Annotated in this window: 14 protein-coding genes, 1 tRNA gene and 1 pseudogene; 12 read left to right on the top strand and 4 right to left on the bottom strand. The window is 58.9% G+C overall.

Features of this window, described 5'->3' with window-relative positions; all coding sequences use genetic code 11:
* Positions 1-301: pseudogene (locus tag AC2VNO_RS02335) on the top strand (hypothetical protein); the annotation flags it as partial.
* Between the two features lie 136 nt (positions 302-437).
* Positions 438-2,243: an ABC transporter ATP-binding protein gene (locus tag AC2VNO_RS02330; RefSeq protein ID WP_486932627.1), complete on the top strand. Its 1,806-nt coding sequence runs from the start codon at positions 438-440 to the stop codon at positions 2,241-2,243.
* 50 nt (positions 2,244-2,293) lie between these two features.
* Here AC2VNO_RS02330 and AC2VNO_RS02325 read toward each other — a convergent pair whose 3' ends face one another.
* Both AC2VNO_RS02325 and AC2VNO_RS02320 read right to left on the bottom strand, forming a co-directional pair.
* Positions 2,294-3,877 carry a sodium:solute symporter family transporter gene (locus AC2VNO_RS02325; RefSeq protein WP_486932626.1) on the bottom strand — a complete coding sequence of 528 codons (1,584 nt, stop codon included), beginning with the start codon at positions 3,875-3,877 and terminating at the stop codon, positions 2,294-2,296.
* Positions 3,878-4,048: 171 nt separating this feature from the next.
* Positions 4,049-4,642 (bottom strand): hypothetical protein, encoded by a 594-nt coding sequence (locus tag AC2VNO_RS02320; protein ID WP_486932625.1) that lies wholly within the window; start codon positions 4,640-4,642, stop codon positions 4,049-4,051.
* 145 nt (positions 4,643-4,787) lie between these two features.
* Between AC2VNO_RS02320 and AC2VNO_RS02315 the strand changes: the two genes are divergently transcribed.
* The 5 genes from AC2VNO_RS02315 (at position 4,788) to AC2VNO_RS02295 (ending at position 12,794) form a co-directional block, all read left to right on the top strand.
* A tRNA-Ile gene (locus tag AC2VNO_RS02315) sits at positions 4,788-4,864 on the top strand.
* 107 nt (positions 4,865-4,971) lie between these two features.
* Complete coding sequence (locus tag AC2VNO_RS02310; protein WP_486932624.1) at positions 4,972-6,951, top strand: type I restriction-modification system subunit M; 1,980 nt, start codon at positions 4,972-4,974, stop codon at positions 6,949-6,951.
* Positions 6,948-8,309, top strand: coding sequence for a restriction endonuclease subunit S (locus AC2VNO_RS02305; RefSeq protein WP_486932623.1), 1,362 nt, complete (start codon positions 6,948-6,950; stop codon positions 8,307-8,309). The genes AC2VNO_RS02310 and AC2VNO_RS02305 overlap by 4 nt, the downstream gene beginning before the upstream one ends.
* Positions 8,306-9,253, top strand: coding sequence for a GIY-YIG nuclease family protein (locus AC2VNO_RS02300; protein ID WP_486932622.1), 948 nt, complete (start codon positions 8,306-8,308; stop codon positions 9,251-9,253). Before AC2VNO_RS02305 ends, AC2VNO_RS02300 begins: the two co-directional genes overlap by 4 nt.
* 310 nt (positions 9,254-9,563) lie before the next feature.
* Positions 9,564-12,794 carry a type I restriction endonuclease subunit R gene (locus AC2VNO_RS02295; RefSeq protein WP_486932621.1) on the top strand — a complete coding sequence of 1,077 codons (3,231 nt, stop codon included), beginning with the start codon at positions 9,564-9,566 and terminating at the stop codon, positions 12,792-12,794.
* A gap of 70 nt (positions 12,795-12,864) precedes the next feature.
* On the opposite strand, the gene AC2VNO_RS02290 is transcribed toward AC2VNO_RS02295, so the two are convergent.
* The gene (locus tag AC2VNO_RS02290) at positions 12,865-13,614 is read right to left on the bottom strand and encodes a transporter substrate-binding domain-containing protein (RefSeq protein ID WP_486932620.1); all 750 of its coding nucleotides are present in this window, start codon (positions 13,612-13,614) and stop codon (positions 12,865-12,867) included.
* Between the two features lie 67 nt (positions 13,615-13,681).
* Entirely contained in the window at positions 13,682-14,803 is a 1,122-nt protein-coding gene (locus AC2VNO_RS02285) for an NAD(P)/FAD-dependent oxidoreductase (RefSeq protein ID WP_486932619.1), read from the bottom strand.
* 94 nt (positions 14,804-14,897) lie between these two features.
* Here AC2VNO_RS02285 and AC2VNO_RS02280 point away from each other — a divergent pair, with 94 nt between their 5' ends.
* The 5 genes from AC2VNO_RS02280 (at position 14,898) to AC2VNO_RS02260 (ending at position 19,580) form a co-directional block, all read left to right on the top strand.
* Positions 14,898-15,797, top strand: a complete 900-nt coding sequence (locus AC2VNO_RS02280; RefSeq protein WP_486932618.1) for a LysR substrate-binding domain-containing protein — start codon at positions 14,898-14,900, stop codon at positions 15,795-15,797.
* A gap of 225 nt (positions 15,798-16,022) precedes the next feature.
* A complete protein-coding gene (locus AC2VNO_RS02275) occupies positions 16,023-16,949 on the top strand; it encodes a LysR substrate-binding domain-containing protein (RefSeq protein ID WP_486932617.1) in 927 nt (308 codons plus the stop codon).
* Positions 16,950-17,097: 148 nt separating this feature from the next.
* Positions 17,098-18,132, top strand: a complete 1,035-nt coding sequence (locus AC2VNO_RS02270) for an ABC transporter substrate-binding protein (protein ID WP_486932616.1) — start codon at positions 17,098-17,100, stop codon at positions 18,130-18,132.
* A gap of 82 nt (positions 18,133-18,214) precedes the next feature.
* Positions 18,215-19,279 (top strand): ABC transporter ATP-binding protein, encoded by a 1,065-nt coding sequence (locus tag AC2VNO_RS02265; protein ID WP_486932615.1) that lies wholly within the window; start codon positions 18,215-18,217, stop codon positions 19,277-19,279.
* Positions 19,272-19,580 (top strand): hypothetical protein, encoded by a 309-nt coding sequence (locus AC2VNO_RS02260; protein WP_486932614.1) that lies wholly within the window; start codon positions 19,272-19,274, stop codon positions 19,578-19,580. Before AC2VNO_RS02265 ends, AC2VNO_RS02260 begins: the two co-directional genes overlap by 8 nt.
* Positions 19,581-19,684 lie beyond the last annotated feature (104 nt).

Genomic DNA, 19,684 nt, shown 5'->3' with positions numbered 1-19,684 from the left:
GGGGCACGGGGACGGGCACGGGGAAGTGGGCCGGGGTGCCTACCGTAACTTAGCCGGCTTCGCCATGGCCCGCGGCACGCCACGCGATGAAGCGGCGCTGCGCTTCCTCGAGCATACCGCCGGCGATGTCGTTCAGCGCGATGTAGCCGAAGGCATCTTCTATCCTGTCGTTGCCGACGTGAGTCAGGTCAGAGCCGCCGCTCAGCTGGGCGACGCCAGTATGGACGCGACTCCAATGGAGGAGCTGGGCGAGCTCGCGGCAGCTGCTCGTGCGCTGCTCGAGCAGGCCGGATGGCAGTAAGCCTACGCATCCGCTGAGTTTCCTATCAGGCAACTTCGGGAACGCCGGGTCCCGAGTCGATCGGTGGCCCGGCTTCGTCTTGGTGCAACCGCCCCGGACCCGGTAAGCTGCGACTCTTGTGCGCAAGGAATCTCTCATGTCAGCCAATGCATCCGCCAACAGCTTCCAGGCTCTGGTACGCCTGCTGCGCTATGCGCGCGGCTATCGGCGTCGCATCATCGCCGCCACCACCTGCTCGGTCATCAACAAGATTTTCGATATCGCCCCGGAAATTCTCATCGGTGTCGCTATCGATGTCGTGGTGAACCAAGAGCGCAGCTTCGTGGCAAGGCTCGGCTTCACCACGCCCCAGGAGCAGATCCTGATTCTGGCCGTATTGACCTTTTTCATCTGGGCCGGCGAGTCGATCTTCGAATATCTCTACAAGATTTTATGGCGCAACCTGGCCCAGCGGCTGCAGGCCGACATGCGTCTGGACACCTATGAGCACGCCCAGCGACTGGACATGGCCTACTTCGAATCGAAGAGCTCGGGCCAGCTGGTGGCGACCATGAACGACGACGTCAACCAGCTCGAGCGCTTCCTCGATGGCGGTGCCAACTCGTTGATCCAGGTCGGCGTCACCGTGGTGGCGGTGGGCGCGGTATTCTTCGTCATCTCTCCCCTGATCGCGATGCTCGCCTTCACGCCGATCCCGCTGATCATCTGGGGCGCGTTCTTCTTCCAGCGCAAGGCGGGTCCGCTCTATGCCGACGTACGCGAGAAGGTGGGCGATCTCGCCAGCCGGCTCTCCAACAACCTCTCCGGCATCGCCACCATCAAGAGTTTCACCAGCGAAGCGCGGGAGGCGGAGCGGCTGCGCGCGGTAAGCGAGGCCTACGTGGAGGCCAACCGCCGCGCCATCCGGGTCAGCTCCGCTTTCATCCCGGTGATTCGCATGGCGATTCTGGCCGGCTTTCTTGCCACCTTCACCGTGGGCGGCATGATGGCCCTGCGCGGCGACCTCAACGTCGGCGCTTACGGCGTGCTGGTGTTCCTCACCCAGCGCCTGCTTTGGCCGCTGACGGGACTTGCCGAAGTGATCGACCTGTTCGAACGCGCCATGGCCAGTACTCGGCGCATTCTCGACCTGTTGGCGGTGCCGATCACGGTGAAGGACAACGAAGGCAAACCGCTGGCGGAGCCGGTGCGCGGTGAAGTGAGTTTCGACAGCGTCAGCTTCCGCTATGCGGCGAGCGGCGTGGGCGTCGACGGCGTCAGCCTGCAGGTACCCGCCGGCAACACGCTGGCGCTGGTGGGCGCCACCGGCTCCGGCAAGTCGACCCTGATGAAGCTGATGCTGCGCTTCTACGACCCCTCTGCCGGTGAGGTGCGCATCGATGGCCAGCCGATCAGCGACGTCAGTCTCAATTCGCTGCGCCAGGCCATCGGCCTGGTGAGTCAGGACGTCTATCTCTTCGAAGGCTCGATTCGCGACAATATCGCCTACGGCAGGCCCGAAGCCAGTGAGGCGGAGGTGATCGAGGCGGCACGCACCGCCGAAGCCTGGGAGTTCATCCAGGCGCTGCCCCAAGGGCTCGACACCGCCGTGGGCGAACGTGGCGTACGCCTCTCTGGGGGCCAGCGTCAGCGGCTTTCCCTGGCTCGGGCGCTGCTCAAGGATCCGCCGATCCTGGTGCTCGACGAAGCCACCAGCGCGGTGGACAACGAGACCGAGGCGGCCATCCAGCGCTCCCTGGCCAAGATCGGTCACGGTCGCACCGTGATCATGATTGCCCACCGGCTCTCCACCATCGTGCACGCCGACGAGATCGTCGTGGTGGACGGCGGCCGGGTCGTGGAGCAGGGGAGCCACACCGAACTGCTGGAGCGGGGTGGGCGCTATGCCGCGCAGTGGAAGGTACAGACGGGAGCGCTGGAGGAGAGCGAAGCGCTGTCGTAACGCAAGAGCGAGGCCGGGGGCAGCCTGGCCTCGCTACTCATCTGGCCCAGCTAGATGAACAGGTAGACCCATATCAACGTCACCACCACCAGCAACCCCGCCAGTACGCGGTAGTTTTGCCACAGCGGCTTATCGGCTAGCTCCCGCGTCTCCTCACGCCAGGCCTCACGCGACCAGACGTAATTCTCGAGTGTTTCCCGAGAGGGGGGCTCGGTGAGCAGGGTAATAACGAGGAATAGCGAAAGACACAGGACGAACATGATCCCCGTGCCATAGAGGAACTGCAGTTCGTAAAGCTCGAAAATTTCACCCGCAAGAAAGCCAGCCAGGCCGATCGGGGCCATTATCACCAGGGTCCAGAAGGCGGCAGCGCTAGTGGCCCTGTGCCAGAACAGCCCGCCGAGGAAGATCACCACCACCGGCATGGTCACGTAACCCAGGAAAGACTGGAAGTACTCCACGATACCGTCGAAGGTCAGAATCACCGGTGCCCACAAACCGGCGGCGACCATGAAGACTCCCACCATGGCTCGGCTGATCAAGAGCAGCTGCTTTTCACTGCGCTTCTTTTTACGTGTCTTGATGAAATCGTTCACCACCAGCGAGGAGGCGCCGTTGAGCACCGAATCGAGGGTCGACATCAGTGCGGCCACCAGCGCCGCCAGCACCAGGCCGCGGATGCCGATGGGCAGGAAGTCGAAGGCCAGCGCTGGCCAGATCAGATCCGAGTCGGGCAGGTCAGGGTAAAGCGCTCGCCCCATGGTGCCGGGAAGAATCAGCAGGAACAGCAGCGGCAGCTGAAGGAAGCCTGCCATCAGCGCCCCCCAGCGACCATGATCGATACTCTTGGCCGAGAGCACCTTCTGCATGACGATATGGTTCGTGGTCCAGTAATAGAAGCCCAGCCACAGAACCCCGGTGAGCACCCCGGGCCAAGGCAGGAAATCATCGTCCGCCGGTTTGAAGACGGTGAAGCCGTCCTCCGGCGCTGCGTTGCGAACCGCCTCCCAAGAACCTAGCTCACGAAACAGCATGAAGAAGATGACAGCGCCTGCCACGTACAGCAGCACGGCTTGAATGGTGTCGGTGATCATCACCGCACGCAGGCCACCCAGGATGACATAAGCGCCGCCAAGCAGCGCCATGGCGGTGATCAGCATGCCCAGCGGAATTTCGGGAAACAGCAGCTTCAGCACGATACCGCCAGCGAACAGGGCGCCGGCACTGTCGATGAACAGGGCGGTGAACACCGAGAAGATGGAGAAGGCGTAGCGCGAGCGCTTGTCGTAGCGGTTGGCCAGGAACTCCGGCATGGTGCTGACGCGGGAGCGCAGGTAGAACGGCAGGATGAAGAGTGCAAAGAACACCAGTACCAGCGTGGCCATCCACTCGTAGTTCCACACCGCGATACCGTCGTGGTAGCCGGCACCGGCGAGACCGATGTAGGACGTCCCCGAGAGGTTGGCGGAAACCAGACTGAAGCCGACCAGTGGCCAGATCATGCCGCGGCCGGCAAGGAAGTAACTCTCCGAGTCCTTACTCTTGCGGCCCACCCAGAAGCCGATGGCAAGGATCATGACCATATACAGGCCAACGATCACCAGATCGATGGTCGCCAACTCGAACTCGGGCACGGCTTCCCTCCTCTGCCCATGGTTCAAGCCGAAACGGCCGTGCACACCTTCCAGGTGCGTGCCGTTTCGGTGTCAGGGTGCCAATTAAACCTAGTTCAGTCACCACAAGGCGGCAACGAAACGTTTCTCCAGCGGGGCCGGCCGCAACGGCCCTATGGTGAATCGAATTCGCTACCTGACGAGCAGCGCATTGAGATTGACCGGTACCTCGTCGCCGATCTGCTCGTAGCCGAGCATTAGCATTACCGAGCGCAGAGTGGGGTCGGCCATCAGCGCCTTTCCATCCAGCGCCACGCGCTCGGCATTGGTCACCTGAATTTCGTTATTGCTTCTCTTGGTGAAGCGAACCGGCAGTGACTCCTCGCGTACGGTGCTGCCTGATTGCACCTTCATGGCCAGGGTTTCCACCAGTGATTCGCCTACTTCGAGCCGTTCCAGCCGCTCGGGGGGAAACTGGGTGGTCAGGGTGGCCATGGGGCGTTCGGTCAGGCCCGAAAGCCAGGGGGGCAGCGGGCCCAGGCGTTCCACCACGTCGCTCTGGTTGAGCCTCAGCGGCAGCTCCAAGGTACCGCTGGCATTGGCACTGCCGCTTAGCCGACGTACTTCATGCTGACGCGGAACAGGACCATCGGGACCGATTTGCATCACCGTGGCTGATACCCGCGAATGCTCCGGGTCGAGCTCCCAGGCTGCCAGCGGTAGGGTGAACAGCAGAGCGGTGGCGCCCAGCGGCAATATCAGAAAAGAAGAGAGAAAGCGTTTCATGAGCGGGGCGTCTCCTAGAGCGGAAGGCTCAACCTTCAAGACACGCCAAACGTCGGGAAGTGCCCGGCGCAGCGAGGCGAATTTGCCGTGGCCCAAGCTCTGGCCACACCCACCAGCTTTCGCTATCATACGCCGGCGCAATGCAGGGCCTATAGCTCAGTTGGTTAGAGCAGGGGACTCATAATCCCTTGGTCGCTGGTTCGAGTCCAGCTGGGCCCACCATTACAACAGTGCTTTCCCCAGTTTGAGATGCACTGCCCCTCGCTCCACCTCGCTGGGTTTGATGGCCGACAAAAGTCACCTATCAGGGGCCTACGCGGGGACAAATCATGAACACGGAAAGTCATTCTCAACAGGCGGCCTTCATCTGGTCCGTGGCGGATCTGCTGCGCGGCGATTTCAAGCAGTCCCAGTACGGTCGTATTATCCTGCCCTTCACCCTGCTGCGGCGCCTGGAGTGCGTACTGGAGCCCACCAAGGCCGAGGTGCTCGACGCGGCTCACGCCCACCAGGCCAAGTCCGAGGCGGTGCGCGAGAAACTGCTGTTGCGCGTGGCGGATCAGCCCTTCTTCAATGCCTCACCGCTGACTCTGGGCACCCTCTCCGACACCCAGACCGCCGACGACCTGATGCGCTACGTGCAGTCGTTCAGCCAGGATGCGCGGGAGATCTTCGAGCACTTCGAGTTCGAGGGCTTCGTTCAGCAGCTGTCGGCCAGCAACTTGCTCTACCAGGTGGTACAGCGCTTTGCCGCCTTCGATATGAGCCCGCAGCGGCTCTCCAACTATGGCATGGGCCTGGTGTTCGAGGAGCTGATCCGCAAGTTCGCCGAGAGCTCCAACGAGACGGCGGGGGAGCACTTCACCCCGCGCGACATCGTCCATCTGACCACTTCACTGGTACTTACAGGGCAGGATGAAAAGCTCAAGAGTGGCGGAATCGTCACCGTCTACGACCCCACCGCGGGCACCGGCGGCTTCCTCTCCGAGAGCGACGAGTACATGCAGCAGATCAGCGGCGGCATGAGCGTCTCGCTGCATGGCCAGGAGCTCAACCCCGAGTCCTACGCGATCTGCAAGGCCGACATGCTGATCAAGGGCCAGGTGGTGGACCGGATCAAGCTCGGCAATACACTCTCCGATGACCAGCTCCCCGCCGAGCACTTCGACTTCATGCTCTCCAATCCGCCCTTCGGCGTGGAATGGAAGAAGGTGCAGAAGGCGATCACTGACGAGCACAACCATAAAGGCTACGAGGGCCGATTCGGCCCCGGCCTGCCGCGGGTCTCCGATGGCTCGCTGCTGTTCCTGATGCACCTGGTAAGTAAGATGCGCCCCCGCCAGGAGGGCGGCTCGCGCATCGGCATCATCCTCAACGGCTCGCCACTGTTCACTGGCGGCGCCGGCAGCGGGGAATCGGAGATCCGCCGCTACCTGCTGCAGCACGACCTGGTGGAGGCCATCGTCGGCCTGCCTACCGACCTGTTCTACAACACCGGCATCGCCACCTATGTGTGGGTTCTCTCGAATAACAAGCCCGCAGAACGCCGTGGCCAGGTGCAACTGATCAACGCCACCGGCCGGGCCAGCAAGATGCGCAAGTCGCTGGGCAGCAAACGTCAGTTCGTCGCCGACCGCGACATCGAGGAGATCGTGCGACTCTACGGTGCCTGCCAGGAGAGCGAGGAGAGTAAGCTGTTCCCGGTGGAGGCTTTCGGCTACCGGCGCATCACCGTGGAGCGCCCGCTGCGCCTCAACTTCCAGGCCAGCCCCGAGCGCCTGGCAAGGCTCGATGACGAGAAGCCGATCCAGAAGCTCGCGGAGGGCGAGCGTGAAGCGATCAATAGCGCCTGCGCCACCCTGGACCCGGCGCAGCGCTTCACCAACCGCGAAGTCTTCACAAAGGTGCTGAAGGCCGCCCTGAAGGAGGCGGGCCTAAAGATTGGCGCCCCGGTGCAGAAGGCCATTCTCAACGCCCTCTCCGAGCGCGACCCCGAGGCGGATGTCTGCCTGGACAAGAACGGCGACCCCGAGCCCGACAGCAGCCTGCGCGACAACGAGAACGTGCCGCTGGGTGAATCGGTATTTGACTACTTCGAGCGCGAGGTGAAGCCCCACGTCCCCGACGCCTGGATCGACGAGGAGAAGCGCGACCCGCTGGACGGCCGCATCGGCATCGTCGGCTTCGAGATCCCCTTCAACCGGCACTTCCACCAGTTCACCCCGCCGCGCCCGCTGGAGGAGATCGACGCCGACCTCAAGGCCTGCACCGACCGGATCAAGCAGATGATCGAGGAGCTGTCGGCATGACGTTTCCGAATTACCCCGAGTACAAAGATTCCGGCGTCGAGTGGCTGGGGGAGGTGCCAGCGCACTGGCCTATCCATAAATTTCGCTACTTATTTCAGGAGAGCGGGGAAAAAATCGATAGCAATGTCGTGGGTGAGATGCTTTCAGTTTCCGGGTATAGGGGAGTTGAGCCCAAGGTATATGAAGACGAGAACAAAAGAAGAAGTGATAATGAGCTACTTGGCTATCGCATAGTTCGCCCAGGTCAGCTTGTAGTGAACACTATGTGGCTTAATTATTCAGGCCTAGGGGTATCAGACCACGAGGGTCATGTGAGTCCAGCTTATCGCAGCTACTGGATAGATGGATCAATAAACAAAAGATTTATTCATCATTTGATGAGGAGTGAGAGCTACGTCAAAGGTTACACGAAATATTTGACAGGGATTCGTCCAAATTCGCTACAAATGAGCAGGGACGACCTGATGTCATTTCCTGTGCTTATTCCTTGCTTTGATGAACAGGAAGCTATTGCCACCTTCCTCGACCGCGAAACCGCCCGCATCGACGCTTTGGTGGCGGAGCAGCAGCGCCTGATTGAGCTGCTCAAGGAGAAGCGCCAGGCGGTGATCTCCCATGCCGTTACCAAGGGGCTGGACCCCGGTGTGCCAATGAAAGACTCCGGGGTGGAGTGGCTGGGCGAAGTGCCGGCGCATTGGGAGGTGACTAGCCTTAAGCGTTTTTGGTCGGTGACAGACTGTAAGCATATTACAGCTGATTTTGTTGATGATGGGATTCCGCTTGCTAGTATTCGTGAAGTTCAAGATCGCTACGTTGATCTAAGTAGGGCGAAGCAAACCACAGGTTTATTTTATAAGCTGTTAATTGAGGCCGGAAGAAAGCCTGAGGAAGGAGACCTTGTTTTTAGTAGGAATGCTACTGTAGGTGCGGTCGCTCAAGTTGCTGGGTGGCACCCGCCTTTTGCTATGGGGCAGGATGTCTGCCTGATGAAAAAGCTGTCTAGCGAATATTCGAGTGATTACTTTCAGGCTGTTCTGCTGTCTCCGTTGACTATGGCTCAGCTCGAAAATTTAATGATTGGATCTACTTTTAAGCGTGTGAATGTGGATGACATAAGGGGGTTGTTAGTTCCAGTTCCTCCACCGCATGAGCAAAAATTGATAGCTGATTTTATCAACTACTCTTTTGTCAAGATTGATAGGCTTGAGCAGGAAGCAATTGTTGCAGTTAAATTGATGAAAGAACGTCGCTCCGCCCTGATCTCCGCCGCCGTCACCGGCAAGATCGATGTGCGCGGCTGGAAGCCTCCGGCAGGGTCATCTACTCATTCTGAGGCTACACAGGCGGAGGCGGTATGACGCAAGGACGCAGTATCCGGCTCTTTCTGGTGGACGGCACGCCCAACGGCCTGCTCACCGCCGAGATCATGAACTGGACCGGTCATGTGCTCACCGGGCCGCGCAGCAAGCTCAGCGAGCTGGTCCAGCGCCCGGAGTGCGGTCGCACCGGTATCTACTTCCTCGTTGGCCCCGACCCCGACAATAGCTTGCGCCCGCTGGTCTACATCGGCGAGAGCGACGACGTCGGTAACCGTCTCAAGCAGCACAACCGCCCCGAAGTTGTTGCAGGCTCTGGAGGGGGTAAGGACTTCTGGGAGAAGGTCTGCCTGGTCACCAGTAAGGACCAGAACCTGACCAAGGCTCATGTGAAGTATCTGGAGAGTCTGTTGATCCAAAGCGCCGGTCAGGTGGGGCGCTGCAAGCTGATCAACGGGACCGCACACGATTACATTAATCTCCCTGAGTCAGATCGCGCCGATATGGCGTTCTTTCTGGAGCAGATTCGCACCGTACTACCGGTGCTGGGCTTCGACTTCCTGCGTGAGACCTCACGCCCATCGCGGATCCCGGAAGCGGCCCTGGTTGCCGAGTCTGAGGCCTCGCCGCGCTTCACCCTGGAGGTGCCACGGCACGGTATCCGAGCCACCGGTCAGGAAATCGACGGCGAGTTCTATGTTTTCAAGGACTCCCTCGCCCGAGGAAGCTGGATCGGCACCGAACGCGGCTATCAGAGTCTTTATAATCAGCTATGTGAGGATGGCGTGCTGGTGGAAGGCAGTGGCGGCACCCGTATCTTCAGCGAGGACCAAAGCTTCAGCAGCCCCAGCGCTGCCGCCGCAGTGGTTTCCGGTCGTAGCGCCAACGGCCGAACCTCTTGGAAGGCAGAAGACAGTGGCCTGACTTACGGCGAGTGGCAGGATCGGCAGGTGAGTGCTGCTGCTGCTCAGGTTGAGTTAATCTGATCGGTGTGACTCGACATCAGGTCGCGTCTTACTGCGTTGGTAACAACACCCCCACGCCACTCATGGAAGCGCACCTTGGGGGTACTTTTTTCTGAATCTTGTCCGCGCTTTCCAACAAGCTCCCGCTGAGCATGAATGCCCAGCTTGGACGGCTAATCGATCGACATGCAATCAATGTTGCCGAAATAGGCTTTCCTGACGACTGGCGGCAACGCCCCCTGTGGGGAATGTCTCAGCCTTAGTAGGCTTCTCCTCCTAACCCTAAAGCGCTAGGCTGTTACGAATAATTACGCCAAGCGCAGGGGATCATATGGCGGACAGCAGGGAAGCCCGGTTCCAGCAGGACATCATTGATGCCATGACGACCGAGGGCTGGATGGCCGGCACGGCCAACGGCTACGACCGCGCCTCGGCGCTCTACACCGAGGATCTGCTCGGCTACGTGCGCGAGGCCTGGCCGGAGCGCTGGGAGAAGTTCTGCAAGGCCAACCCCCAGGCCCCCGAGCAGGTATTCGTGCAGAAGGTGGTCCGCGAGCTGGAGCGTGCCGGTACCCTGGAGGTGCTGCGCCACGGCTTCAAGGTGCCGGGGGTGAAGTTCGACCTCTGCGGCTTCCAGCCCGACCACGGCATGAATCCCGACTCCTTGGCCCGCTACCGCGCCAACCGCCTGCGGGTAGTACCGGAGATCTCCTACTCGCCTCACGCCCGGGAGAAGGACAAGGGCGCCGAGAGCTACAACCCACGCCTGGATCTGGTGCTGTTCGTCAATGGCATCCCCACCGCCACCCTTGAGCTGAAGAGCCAGTTCAAGCAGACGGTGGAGAATGCCAAGCGGCAGTACCGCCAGGACCGTCCGGTCAAGGATCCCGTCACCCGCAAGCCGGAACCGCTGCTTACCTTCAAGCGCGGTGCCCTGGTTCACTTCGCGGTGAGCCAGGCCGAAGTGGCGATGACCACCAAGCTGGCCGGCAAGGACACCTACTTCCTGCCCTTCAACCGCGGAACGGAGGAGGGCGGTGCCGGTAACTCGCCCGCGCCGGACGAGCAGAGCTATGCCACTGCCTATCTGTGGGAGCAGGTATTCGCGCAGGACGCTTGGCTGAAGGTGCTTGGCCGCTTCCTGCACCTGGAGCAGAAGACCGTCGAGGACTTCCACGGCCACCGCAGCACCAAAGAGACGCTGATTTTCCCTCGTTATCACCAGTGGGAAGTGGTCAACCGCCTGGTGCAGACCACCCTGGTAGAGGGGCCGGGGCGCCGCTACTTGGTTCAACACAGCGCCGGCTCGGGTAAATCCAACTCCATAGCCTGGTGTGCTCACCAGCTGGCCAACCTCTACGCCGAGGACGGCACCAAGCTGTTCAACTCGGTGATCGTGGTGACCGACCGTACGGTCCTCGACAGCCAGCTCCAGGACACCATCTACCAGTTCGAGCACGCCCATGGGGTGGTCTCTCCGATCACCCGCGACATTGGCAACAAGAGCAAGTCGGAGCAGCTCGCCGAGGCGTTGGCCAGCAACACTCGCATCATCATCGTCACCATTCAGACCTTCCCTGCGCTGTTCGACGCTTTGGACAAGCGACCCCAACTGGCCGAAGGCAACTATGCGGTGATTGCCGACGAAGCTCACTCCTCCCAGACCGGGAGCTCGGCCAGCAAGCTCAAGGCGCTGCTGGCGGCTGCTGGTGAGGCCGCAGACGACAATGAAGGCGAGATCAGTGCGGAGATGATGTTGGGTGCCGCAGTGGCCTCGCGTCGTCCCAGCGAGCGCATCAGCTACTACGCCTTCACCGCCACGCCCAAGGCCAAGACTCTGGAGCTGTTCGGCCGGCCGCCGGATCCCGATCTGCCAGCCAGCGCTGACAACAAGCCCGAGCCGTTCCACCTCTACTCTATGCGTCAGGCCATCGAGGAGGGCTTCATCCTTGATGTGCTGCAGAACTACGTCACCTACAGCACCGCCTGGAAGCTCGCCCATCCCGAGGGTGAGGAGCAGGAAGTCGACTCCAAGAAGGCGTCAAAGACCCTGGCCAGGTGGGTGCGCCTGCACCCCTACAACATCGCCCAGCGGGTTGAGGTGATCGTCGAGCACTATCGCGAGAACGTGCGTCACCTGCTCGATGGCCAGGCCAAGGCCATGGTGGTCACCGCCAGCCGCCAGGAGGCGGTGCGCTACCAGCTCGCCATGCAGGCCTACATCAAGGACAAGGGCTACGGCGACGTTCACCCCATGGTGGCTTTTTCCGGCAGTGTGCCGGCCGACGAGGTGATTCCCGAAGAAGTTACCGAGACCAGCCGGCTGCTCAACCCCGGCCTGAAGGGGCGTGATCTGGCCGAGGCGTTCGACACCGACGACTTCAATGTGATGATCGCCGCCAACAAGTTCCAGACCGGCTTCGACCAGCCCAAGTTGTGCGCCATGTACGTGGACAAGAAGCTCCAGGGTGTGGACTGCGTGCAGACGCTCTCGCGCCTCAACCGGCTGTTCCCCGGCAAGCGGACCTTTATCCTCGACTTCTACAACGAGGAGCAGGAGATCCTCGACGCCTTCGCGCCCTACTACCGCAAGGCAGAGCTGGCCGACGTCTCCGACCCCAACGTGGTTTATGACCTGCAGCGCAGCCTGGACGCCAGCGGCATCTACCACTGGCCCGAGGTGGAAGCCTTCGCCCGCGCCTTCTTCGACCCCAAGGCCCCGGCCTCGAGTCTGAGTTACTACTGCCGACCTGCCCAGGATCGCTTCAAGCAGCGCTACCGGCTGACCCTCGAACAGCTGCAGACCTGGAAGGAAGCCCGCCACATTGCCGAGCAGAACGGCGACGACAAGGGCCTGAAGCGAGCCGAGCAGGAGCTCAAGGACGCTGGCACCACCCGCGACGAGCTCGATCTGTTCCGCAAGAACCTGCAGAGCTTCGTGCGCACTTACGAATTCCTCAGCCAGATCGTCACCTTCGACGACCCCGAGCTGGAGCAGCTCTGCGTCTACGCCCGCCACCTCTACCCGCTGCTGCGCACCGACCGGCTGCTGGAGGAGGAGGCCATCGACGTCAGCGAGCTGGAGTTGACCCACTACCGGCTTACCAAGCGCGAGGAGAAACGCCTACGCCTTGAGGTTGCCGAGAGTAGCCCCCTCAAGCCAGTCAGCGATGTCGGCTCCGGTAAGCCCCACGACCCCGAGAAGCTGCGCCTGGCCGAGATCATCGATCGGCTTAACGACCTCTACGGCGCCGAGGTTAGCGACGACGACAAACTGTACTTCGCGAACGGCATCGCCGACCGCATCGAACGCGACGAAGTGGTGATGGCCCAAGTGCGCAACCACAGCGAAGATCAGGTGATGCACGGCCTGTTCCCGAAGAAGGTTACCGATGCCGTGCTAGACGCCCTAAGCGACCATGAAAAACTCAGTATGCCGTTGCTGGAGAACGAGGAGACGGGTAGGCAGTTCGCGCTGTTGATTCTGAAGCTTTTAGCGGGGCGTGAGCGAACACCAAGCCCGATAAGAAAACCATCGACGGGAGAGTTGGGTACGGGATGATCTCATACAAGTTTCAAGGCCAAGGGGCAATGCCCCCCAGCCTCTTCTCGATTTAATTGAATGATACGTTCTAGTTGCCGAAGTAGCTTTCAAAAATTTGATCGAAAGTACCGTCCGCTTTCAATTCGGCCATGGCTTCATTGAATGCCCCTGCCAACGCCTCGTCCCGTTGCCGGAATGCAGCGCCGATGCCGGGTCCGTAGATGGAGTCAGGACCGGTTACCAGGTCGCCTTGCCGCGCAAAGCGATCATCATTGAACATCGTCCTCTGGGCCAGGGGGAATGCGGTGAACACAAGGTCGAGGCGGCCGGCATGCATGTCGGCAACCACTGAGCCAGAGTCAGCGTAGCGCCGGATTTCTGCATCAGGGTAGAACTGAGTAACGTACTCATCCTGGATGGTCCCTTGCTGAACGCCTATCACCATGTCCTTGAGCGGGCCCTCCATCTCGTGGTTGGCATTCGCCTTGCCGACCCAGACAGAAGGCACCTGATAATACGGATCCGAGAACAGGACTTGGCGTGAGCGCTCTTCAGTTATGTTCATCGCCGATGCAATGAGATCGAAATTCCGCACCTGTAGTGCCGGAATGATCCCATCCCAAGCCTGTTCGACCCACACGCATTCTCGTTGCATTCGCTCGCAGGCAGCATTGACGAGTTCTACCTCGAAACCGGTAATGGTGCCGTCCGGCAGTTTGTACTGATAGGGCTCGTAGGGTACATCGACGCCAATACGCAGCGGTTTATCTTCCGCATTCGCTGCTCCTCCGAGCAGGGCAGCCGATAACAGCAGAGTGGAGAAGGTATGAATTCGCATATCGGTTTCCTCGCAGTTTGTTTTGTCGTGTGAGCGTGGGTGATACCGGGCTGATTTTGTTATGCCGCTATGGGTTGAGGATGGAGTGAGAGAGCCTCGCGCTTGAGAACTCGGCGTATTTTTGACTCAGGCTGTCTTGTAGGATGGATTCGGCCAAGCGTCCGGCATGAAAGGCTGCCAGGCTGATACCACTGTGACTGCTTAGGCCATAAGCCCCGGGATATTGCTGAGAAGCTTCATAGAGAGGGTGCCCATCTGGCGTCATCACGCGCAGCGCTCCCCAGGAGCGCACCAGTCGCACACGGTCTAGAAAGGGAAAGATGCATACGGCGCGGTTGGCCAACTGCTGCATTATGGGCAGGGTTACACCTCTGTCGAAACCGACCTCTTCCTGGGTGTCCCCGATCAAGTAGGCACCACTCGCCGTCTGTCGGATCTGTGGGGTGGGCAATTGGGCAACCTTTGGTAGGCGCTCAGTCACCAAGACCTGGCCGCGCACCGGCCGTACCTCCCCACTGAGTCCCAGCATCGGTGCTAATGCCGCGTTGCCGAGGCCAGCAGCAAGAATAAGTCGCTCGGCCTCGTAGGCGCCGTGCGAGGTCATCGCTCGAAAGCCGTTAAGGAGGGGGGTGAGCAAATGCACCTCGCTGGCAGGACGATAATCGAGCCCGAGCCCAAGATTCGCTGTGAACAGGGCGCGCAATAGGTGCAAGGGATTGCAATGACCATCATGGGGCGACCAAGTACCTCCGTGCACGCTCTCACCGAGCCCCGGGAGATACGAGGCAAGCGCCTTGCGGTCGAGATATTGCCAGCGGAAGTGTCGTGCCAGGCTGGGTGATGCCGCTTGGATCTCCGCATATTCGAGCTGTCGTGCCGCTGCCTCATGCTGATTGAAGCAGAGATCGACTCCGCCCCGGTGTTCATATTCGAGGTCTAGCCCGGTGCGTCCCTCGAGTTCAGCGGCAAATTCAGGCCAGGCCAGGCTCGCTTCGAAACTGAGTTCGGCATAGGCAGGCATGCCCGCCCCCTTGCCCTGCACCCAGGTGAGACCTGCGTTACCCCGCGAAGCGCGCAGTGTATCGTCGCTGCCATCGAGTACCGTGACGCGGCAACCTGCACGCAGCAGACCATAGGCCACTGCCATACCGACCACGCCACCGCCGATGATTAAGAAATCCTGCTGCATGCCGTCCGATTCTTGTGTGGTATGCCATCGACGATAGCGAGGCGAACGGTATACGATCCAATACCAATAATTGCCATGACGATACGCAAATAATATGAAGTCACCCCATCTTCGCGATAAGCAGGTACTTGCTTTCAAGCTGGTCATGGAATGCGGCACGGTTTCCGGTGCGGCCAGGCGCATGCTGATAGCTCAGCCCGGGGTAACCCGCTTGCTCAAGCAGCTTGAGCATGATCTAGGCTTTCTGCTGTTCGAGCGGGTGCGAGGTCGCTTGATGCCGACTCCTGAAGCGCGCCTCTTCCATCGCGAAGTGCAGCGCGTATGGAGCGGCATCGATCATCTGCGCGATACCGCACGACGGATACGGGAACGAGAAGTAGGGGGGCTGAGAATCAGCACCATGCCGCTCCTCGGCATGACCTTTTTGCCCGATGTTCTGGCCAAGTTTGCGCCCGCTCATCCCGATACTCGGATCGAACTCGCCACCTTTCGTTCTGAACAGGTAATTGAGGATGTCATCACCCAGCGCAGCGACCTTGGCTTCGCCATCGTGGCTGACAACGACGACCGCGTGAATAGTGAATGCTTTCGTCTCGATAGCTTGTGCATACTGCCAAACAGGCACCCGCTCACCGCACGCGAGCGCGTTTGTGCAGAGGACCTGCAAGACCAGGAGTTAATTTATTTCGAGCCCCAGGATCCGCTGCGTCAAGCGCTCGATCGGTTACTGGAAGAAAAAGGCATACAGCCGCGCCGATGCCTAGAAGTCTCCCTGGCCCTTCAGGCCGCGCGTCTTGTTGCCAGCGGAGTCGGTATTGCCATTCTTGATCCCATCAGCGCCAGAGCATTTGGTGAGGGCTCGCTGACACTGCGGCCCTTTGAGCCTAATTTGGGTGAAGATTTTGCCCTACTGACGCCACGTGATCAGCCGCTCTCGCGGCTTGCTCGAGATTTCGTCGCCGCCTTCCGCCAAAGTCTCGGCCAGGCCACATAGGTTCACTTGGAAGAGATTGAATGGCTTGCGCAAGCATATTGCCCCTCACCCTGTGAGCCTTAATGCCCATAACAATTTTGAATAAGGTGGCCAATTCTCTGTATTGGTTCTTATGCTTGCTGGAATGCTAGCTTTCTTTCTGACCTGACCTGACCAGAATCCGGTGTGCTTTACCGCTGCTCGTTCGGGTATCCAAGGGCGCCCACTAATTTGTGGTGAGATGGAATGGTAAACCTCCGTCAGATTGAAGCTTTCCGGGCAGTCATGGTGCACAAGACCGTGACCCGTGCTGCTCAGACGCTACATGTTTCACAGCCTGCCGTGAGCCGGCTCATCGCCGACCTTGAGTACCACGTGGGTTTTTCCTTGTTCAAGCGAGACAAGGGGCGACTGGTACCGACTCCAGAAGCGCAAGCGCTTTATGAAGATGTCGAGCGAGCGTTCGTGGGGCTTGAAAAAATCACTGAAACCGCAAAAGAAATCCGCGAGTTCCGTACCGGCCGCCTGTTTGTCAGCTGCATGCCAGCATTAGCATTAAGCGTACTTCCAGGCATGGTACATGAGTTTTCTGTACGGCATCCGGGCATAACCATCTCGCTCCAATCACATAGTTCTCAGCGAGTCCTGGAGTGGGTCGGGACTCAGCAGTGCGATCTGGGGTTCATCGGTATGCACATCGAGGATCCGGCAGTGACCGTCTTACCCCTGGCAACGGGCTACCTTCGATTGATGATGCAGCCATCTCATCCCTTGGCTATGAAGCAGGTGATAGAAATCCAGGATTTGGAGGATCAGCCATTCGTTTCCTTGGGCCAGCTACAGGACGTTAGGCCCATCATTGATCAAGCATTTCATGCGGCGGGTATCAGGCGTCGGAAGCGCATAGAGACACAGCTGTCCAGCGTAGCCTGCGAGCTGGTGAAAGCGGGGGCAGGTGTATCATTGATTGATCCTGTGACAGCCAATTTTTACTCCAAGCAAGGATTGGTATCAAAACCCTTTCTGCCCGCGATCGATTTTCATTACAGCGCAGTCCTTCCCGCCTATCGCCCGCCGGCACGCCTGGCAATGGAATTTCTGGAGGATGCGCAGAGCCAGCTCCAGCAGCTGATAGATGCTGAAGGCGGGACACCCCATAACATTGATGAATAGGGTGGGCATAAAAAGGCATTAGTTTGCATGGGTTGCCAATGCTAGCTTCTAAGTTGTGAGTCGATATGGCAGTGCAGCAATTATGAAATGATTCTGACTCTGTCGATATTGGCCGGCCTCTACAACAACAAACTTAAGGATCCCAAGCATGAATAGACGGGTACTACTCACTGCATCCATGACTGGCGTGATGGGACTTGCAGCAGCATCAGTACAGGCAGACACCCTGTATATTGGCGCTTATGGTGGTTCATCGGAATATGCGATGAAAGAATCCATCATTCCTGCCTTTCAAGAAAAGCATGATGTCGATATCGTATATGTTGCCGGTAATTCCACTGACACCTTGGCGCGGCTCCAAGCCCAGGCGGGGCAGCAGGAGCTGAACGTTGTACTGCTCGATGATGGTCCAATGTATCAGGCGGTGAATCTCGGGTTTTGCGCACCCATGAACGGCTTGGAGGCTCTGGACGACGTTTACGATATTGCCCGCTTTCCGCAAGATAATGCCGTAGGTGTAGGCGTGGTGGCATCTGGTTTTGCCTACAATGCTGAAATGTTTGAGCGAAACGGATGGGAAGCACCATCTTCGTGGCGTGATTTGGCCGACGAAAAGTTCCAGGGGAAAATTGTTGTTCCTTCGGTTAGCAATACCTATGGGCTGCATACCTTGGTTATGGCTGCCAGGCTCAATGGTGGAGGAGAGGACGATATCGACCCTGGATTCGAATACATTCAGGATTCTGTCGTTCCGAACATCCTCAGCTTCGAAACATCGGCAGGTGGTATGTCGCAGCTTTTCCAGAATGAGGAAATTGCTCTTTCGGTTTGGGGGAGCGGGCGTGTTCAGGCGCTGGCAGATACCGGATTTCCAGCAAAATTTGCCTATCCCGAAGAGGGTGCTATTGCCTTGATGGTTGCAGGGTGCATCGTCGATGGTAGCGGTGAAGATGAACTCTCCCGGGCTTTCATGGCGCACCTTCTCTCTCCTGAGATCCAGACTATCCTCGCCGAAACTCAGGGCTGGGGACCATCAAATCGATACACTGAGCTCGATGATGAGCTGGCGGCACGACTGCCCTATGGTGACCGTGTCGATCAGTTGATCTCAGTGGACTGGGATGTCATTAACCCACAGCGCATGGAATGGACAAACCGCTGGAATCGTCGCGTCGAGCGTTGATTGAAGCTAATCCATTAATTCCATGACTGGTGACCCTGCCTGGCAATAGCTGTCAGGCAGGGGCTTGGGAGAGTCCTACCACATGAGCTATCTAAGTCTGACGTCATTAACCAAGTGTTATGGGCCCACCACTGCCGCTGAAGATATTACCCTGGAGATTGAAAAAGGAGAGTTCGTTTCTCTTCTGGGACCCTCCGGCTGCGGCAAGACTACCACCCTCCAGATGATCGCCGGGTTCGTAGAGCCAACCCGGGGGCGCATTCTCATGGATGGTGAAGACATCACTCACCGTAAGCCGAATGAGAGAGGCATTGGGATCGTATTCCAGTCCTATGCTCTTTTTCCGCATATGACGGTGGTTGAGAACGTGCGTTTCGGATTGGAAATGCGGAGTGTTCCTGCAGCCGAAAGCCGACAGCGGGTGGGGGAGGTGCTGGAGCTAGTCCATCTTGATCAGTTCAAGGATCGTTATCCTAGAGAACTCTCCGGTGGTCAGCGTCAACGCGTGGCACTTGCGCGTGCCCTGGTGATTCGACCACCGCTTTTGCTGCTCGATGAGCCTCTATCCAACCTCGATGCCAAGCTTCGCGAGGACATGCAGATAGAGCTGCGCAATATTCAACAGCAAGTCGGGACAACCACACTCATGGTCACCCATGACCAGTCCGAAGCTCTTTCCCTGAGTGACCGCGTCGTTGTCATGAACCAAGGGCGCGTCGTGCAAGTCGATGAGCCTTTTAATGCCTATGAACGGCCTAGTGATGCCTTTGTCAGCTCATTTGTCGGCAAGACCAACCTGCTTACCGGTCTGATCGAGAAGAGGCAAGGCGACCAGACAGCCATACGCTTAGGTGATGCGACGCTTGAGCTCACACTGGACGGCCCACGTGCCAGCAACCAGGTACAGATCTCGATTCGTCCTGAGAAGCTCGAACTGACGGATTGTGCAAGTGGCAAGCTCAAGGGCAGGGTGAAGACCCGGTTGTTCCTTGGTAACCACTGGCTCTATCAGATCGACAGTAGTGCCGGGGAGTTGTTCATCACCCAGCCCAACCTGGGGAAACGAGGTGTTGCGGTAGGTGATGACGTAGGTGTCAGTTGGTCTCCCGGTGCCATTCGGCTACTCAAGGAGAAGGTCTATGGCTGAACTTGCATCAACGCTGCCGACGACACCGTCACGGTTCCTGCCAAAGTCGCTGATTCCATGGCTACTGAGTGCTCCTGGGGCGATTTTTTTCCTGATGCTGCTGGGCATGCCGCTGTTGATGACCCTGGTGCTCAGTTTCAATAGCTTTGATTATGCTGAAGGAATCATTGCTACCTTAAGCTTTGCGAATTACATGGAGGTCATTCAGGACGACTATTTTCATGAGATATTTTTTCGAACCTATGCCATTAGCATAGCTGTCGTTGTGCTGTGCATAGCCATCGGTGGTCCAGAAGCTTAAATCCTATCAAGAATGAGCAGCCCGTGGCGTTCACTGTTCCTTGACGTCACCTTGACGCCACGGCTTATCTCCGGGGTCGTCCGTACCTAGGGCTGGGTCCTGCT

It is taken from the genome of Halomonas sp. TH-94 (genome assembly GCF_057473365.1).
Note: the sequence above shows the minus strand (reverse complement) of the source record. Positions and strands in the feature narration are given on the sequence as shown.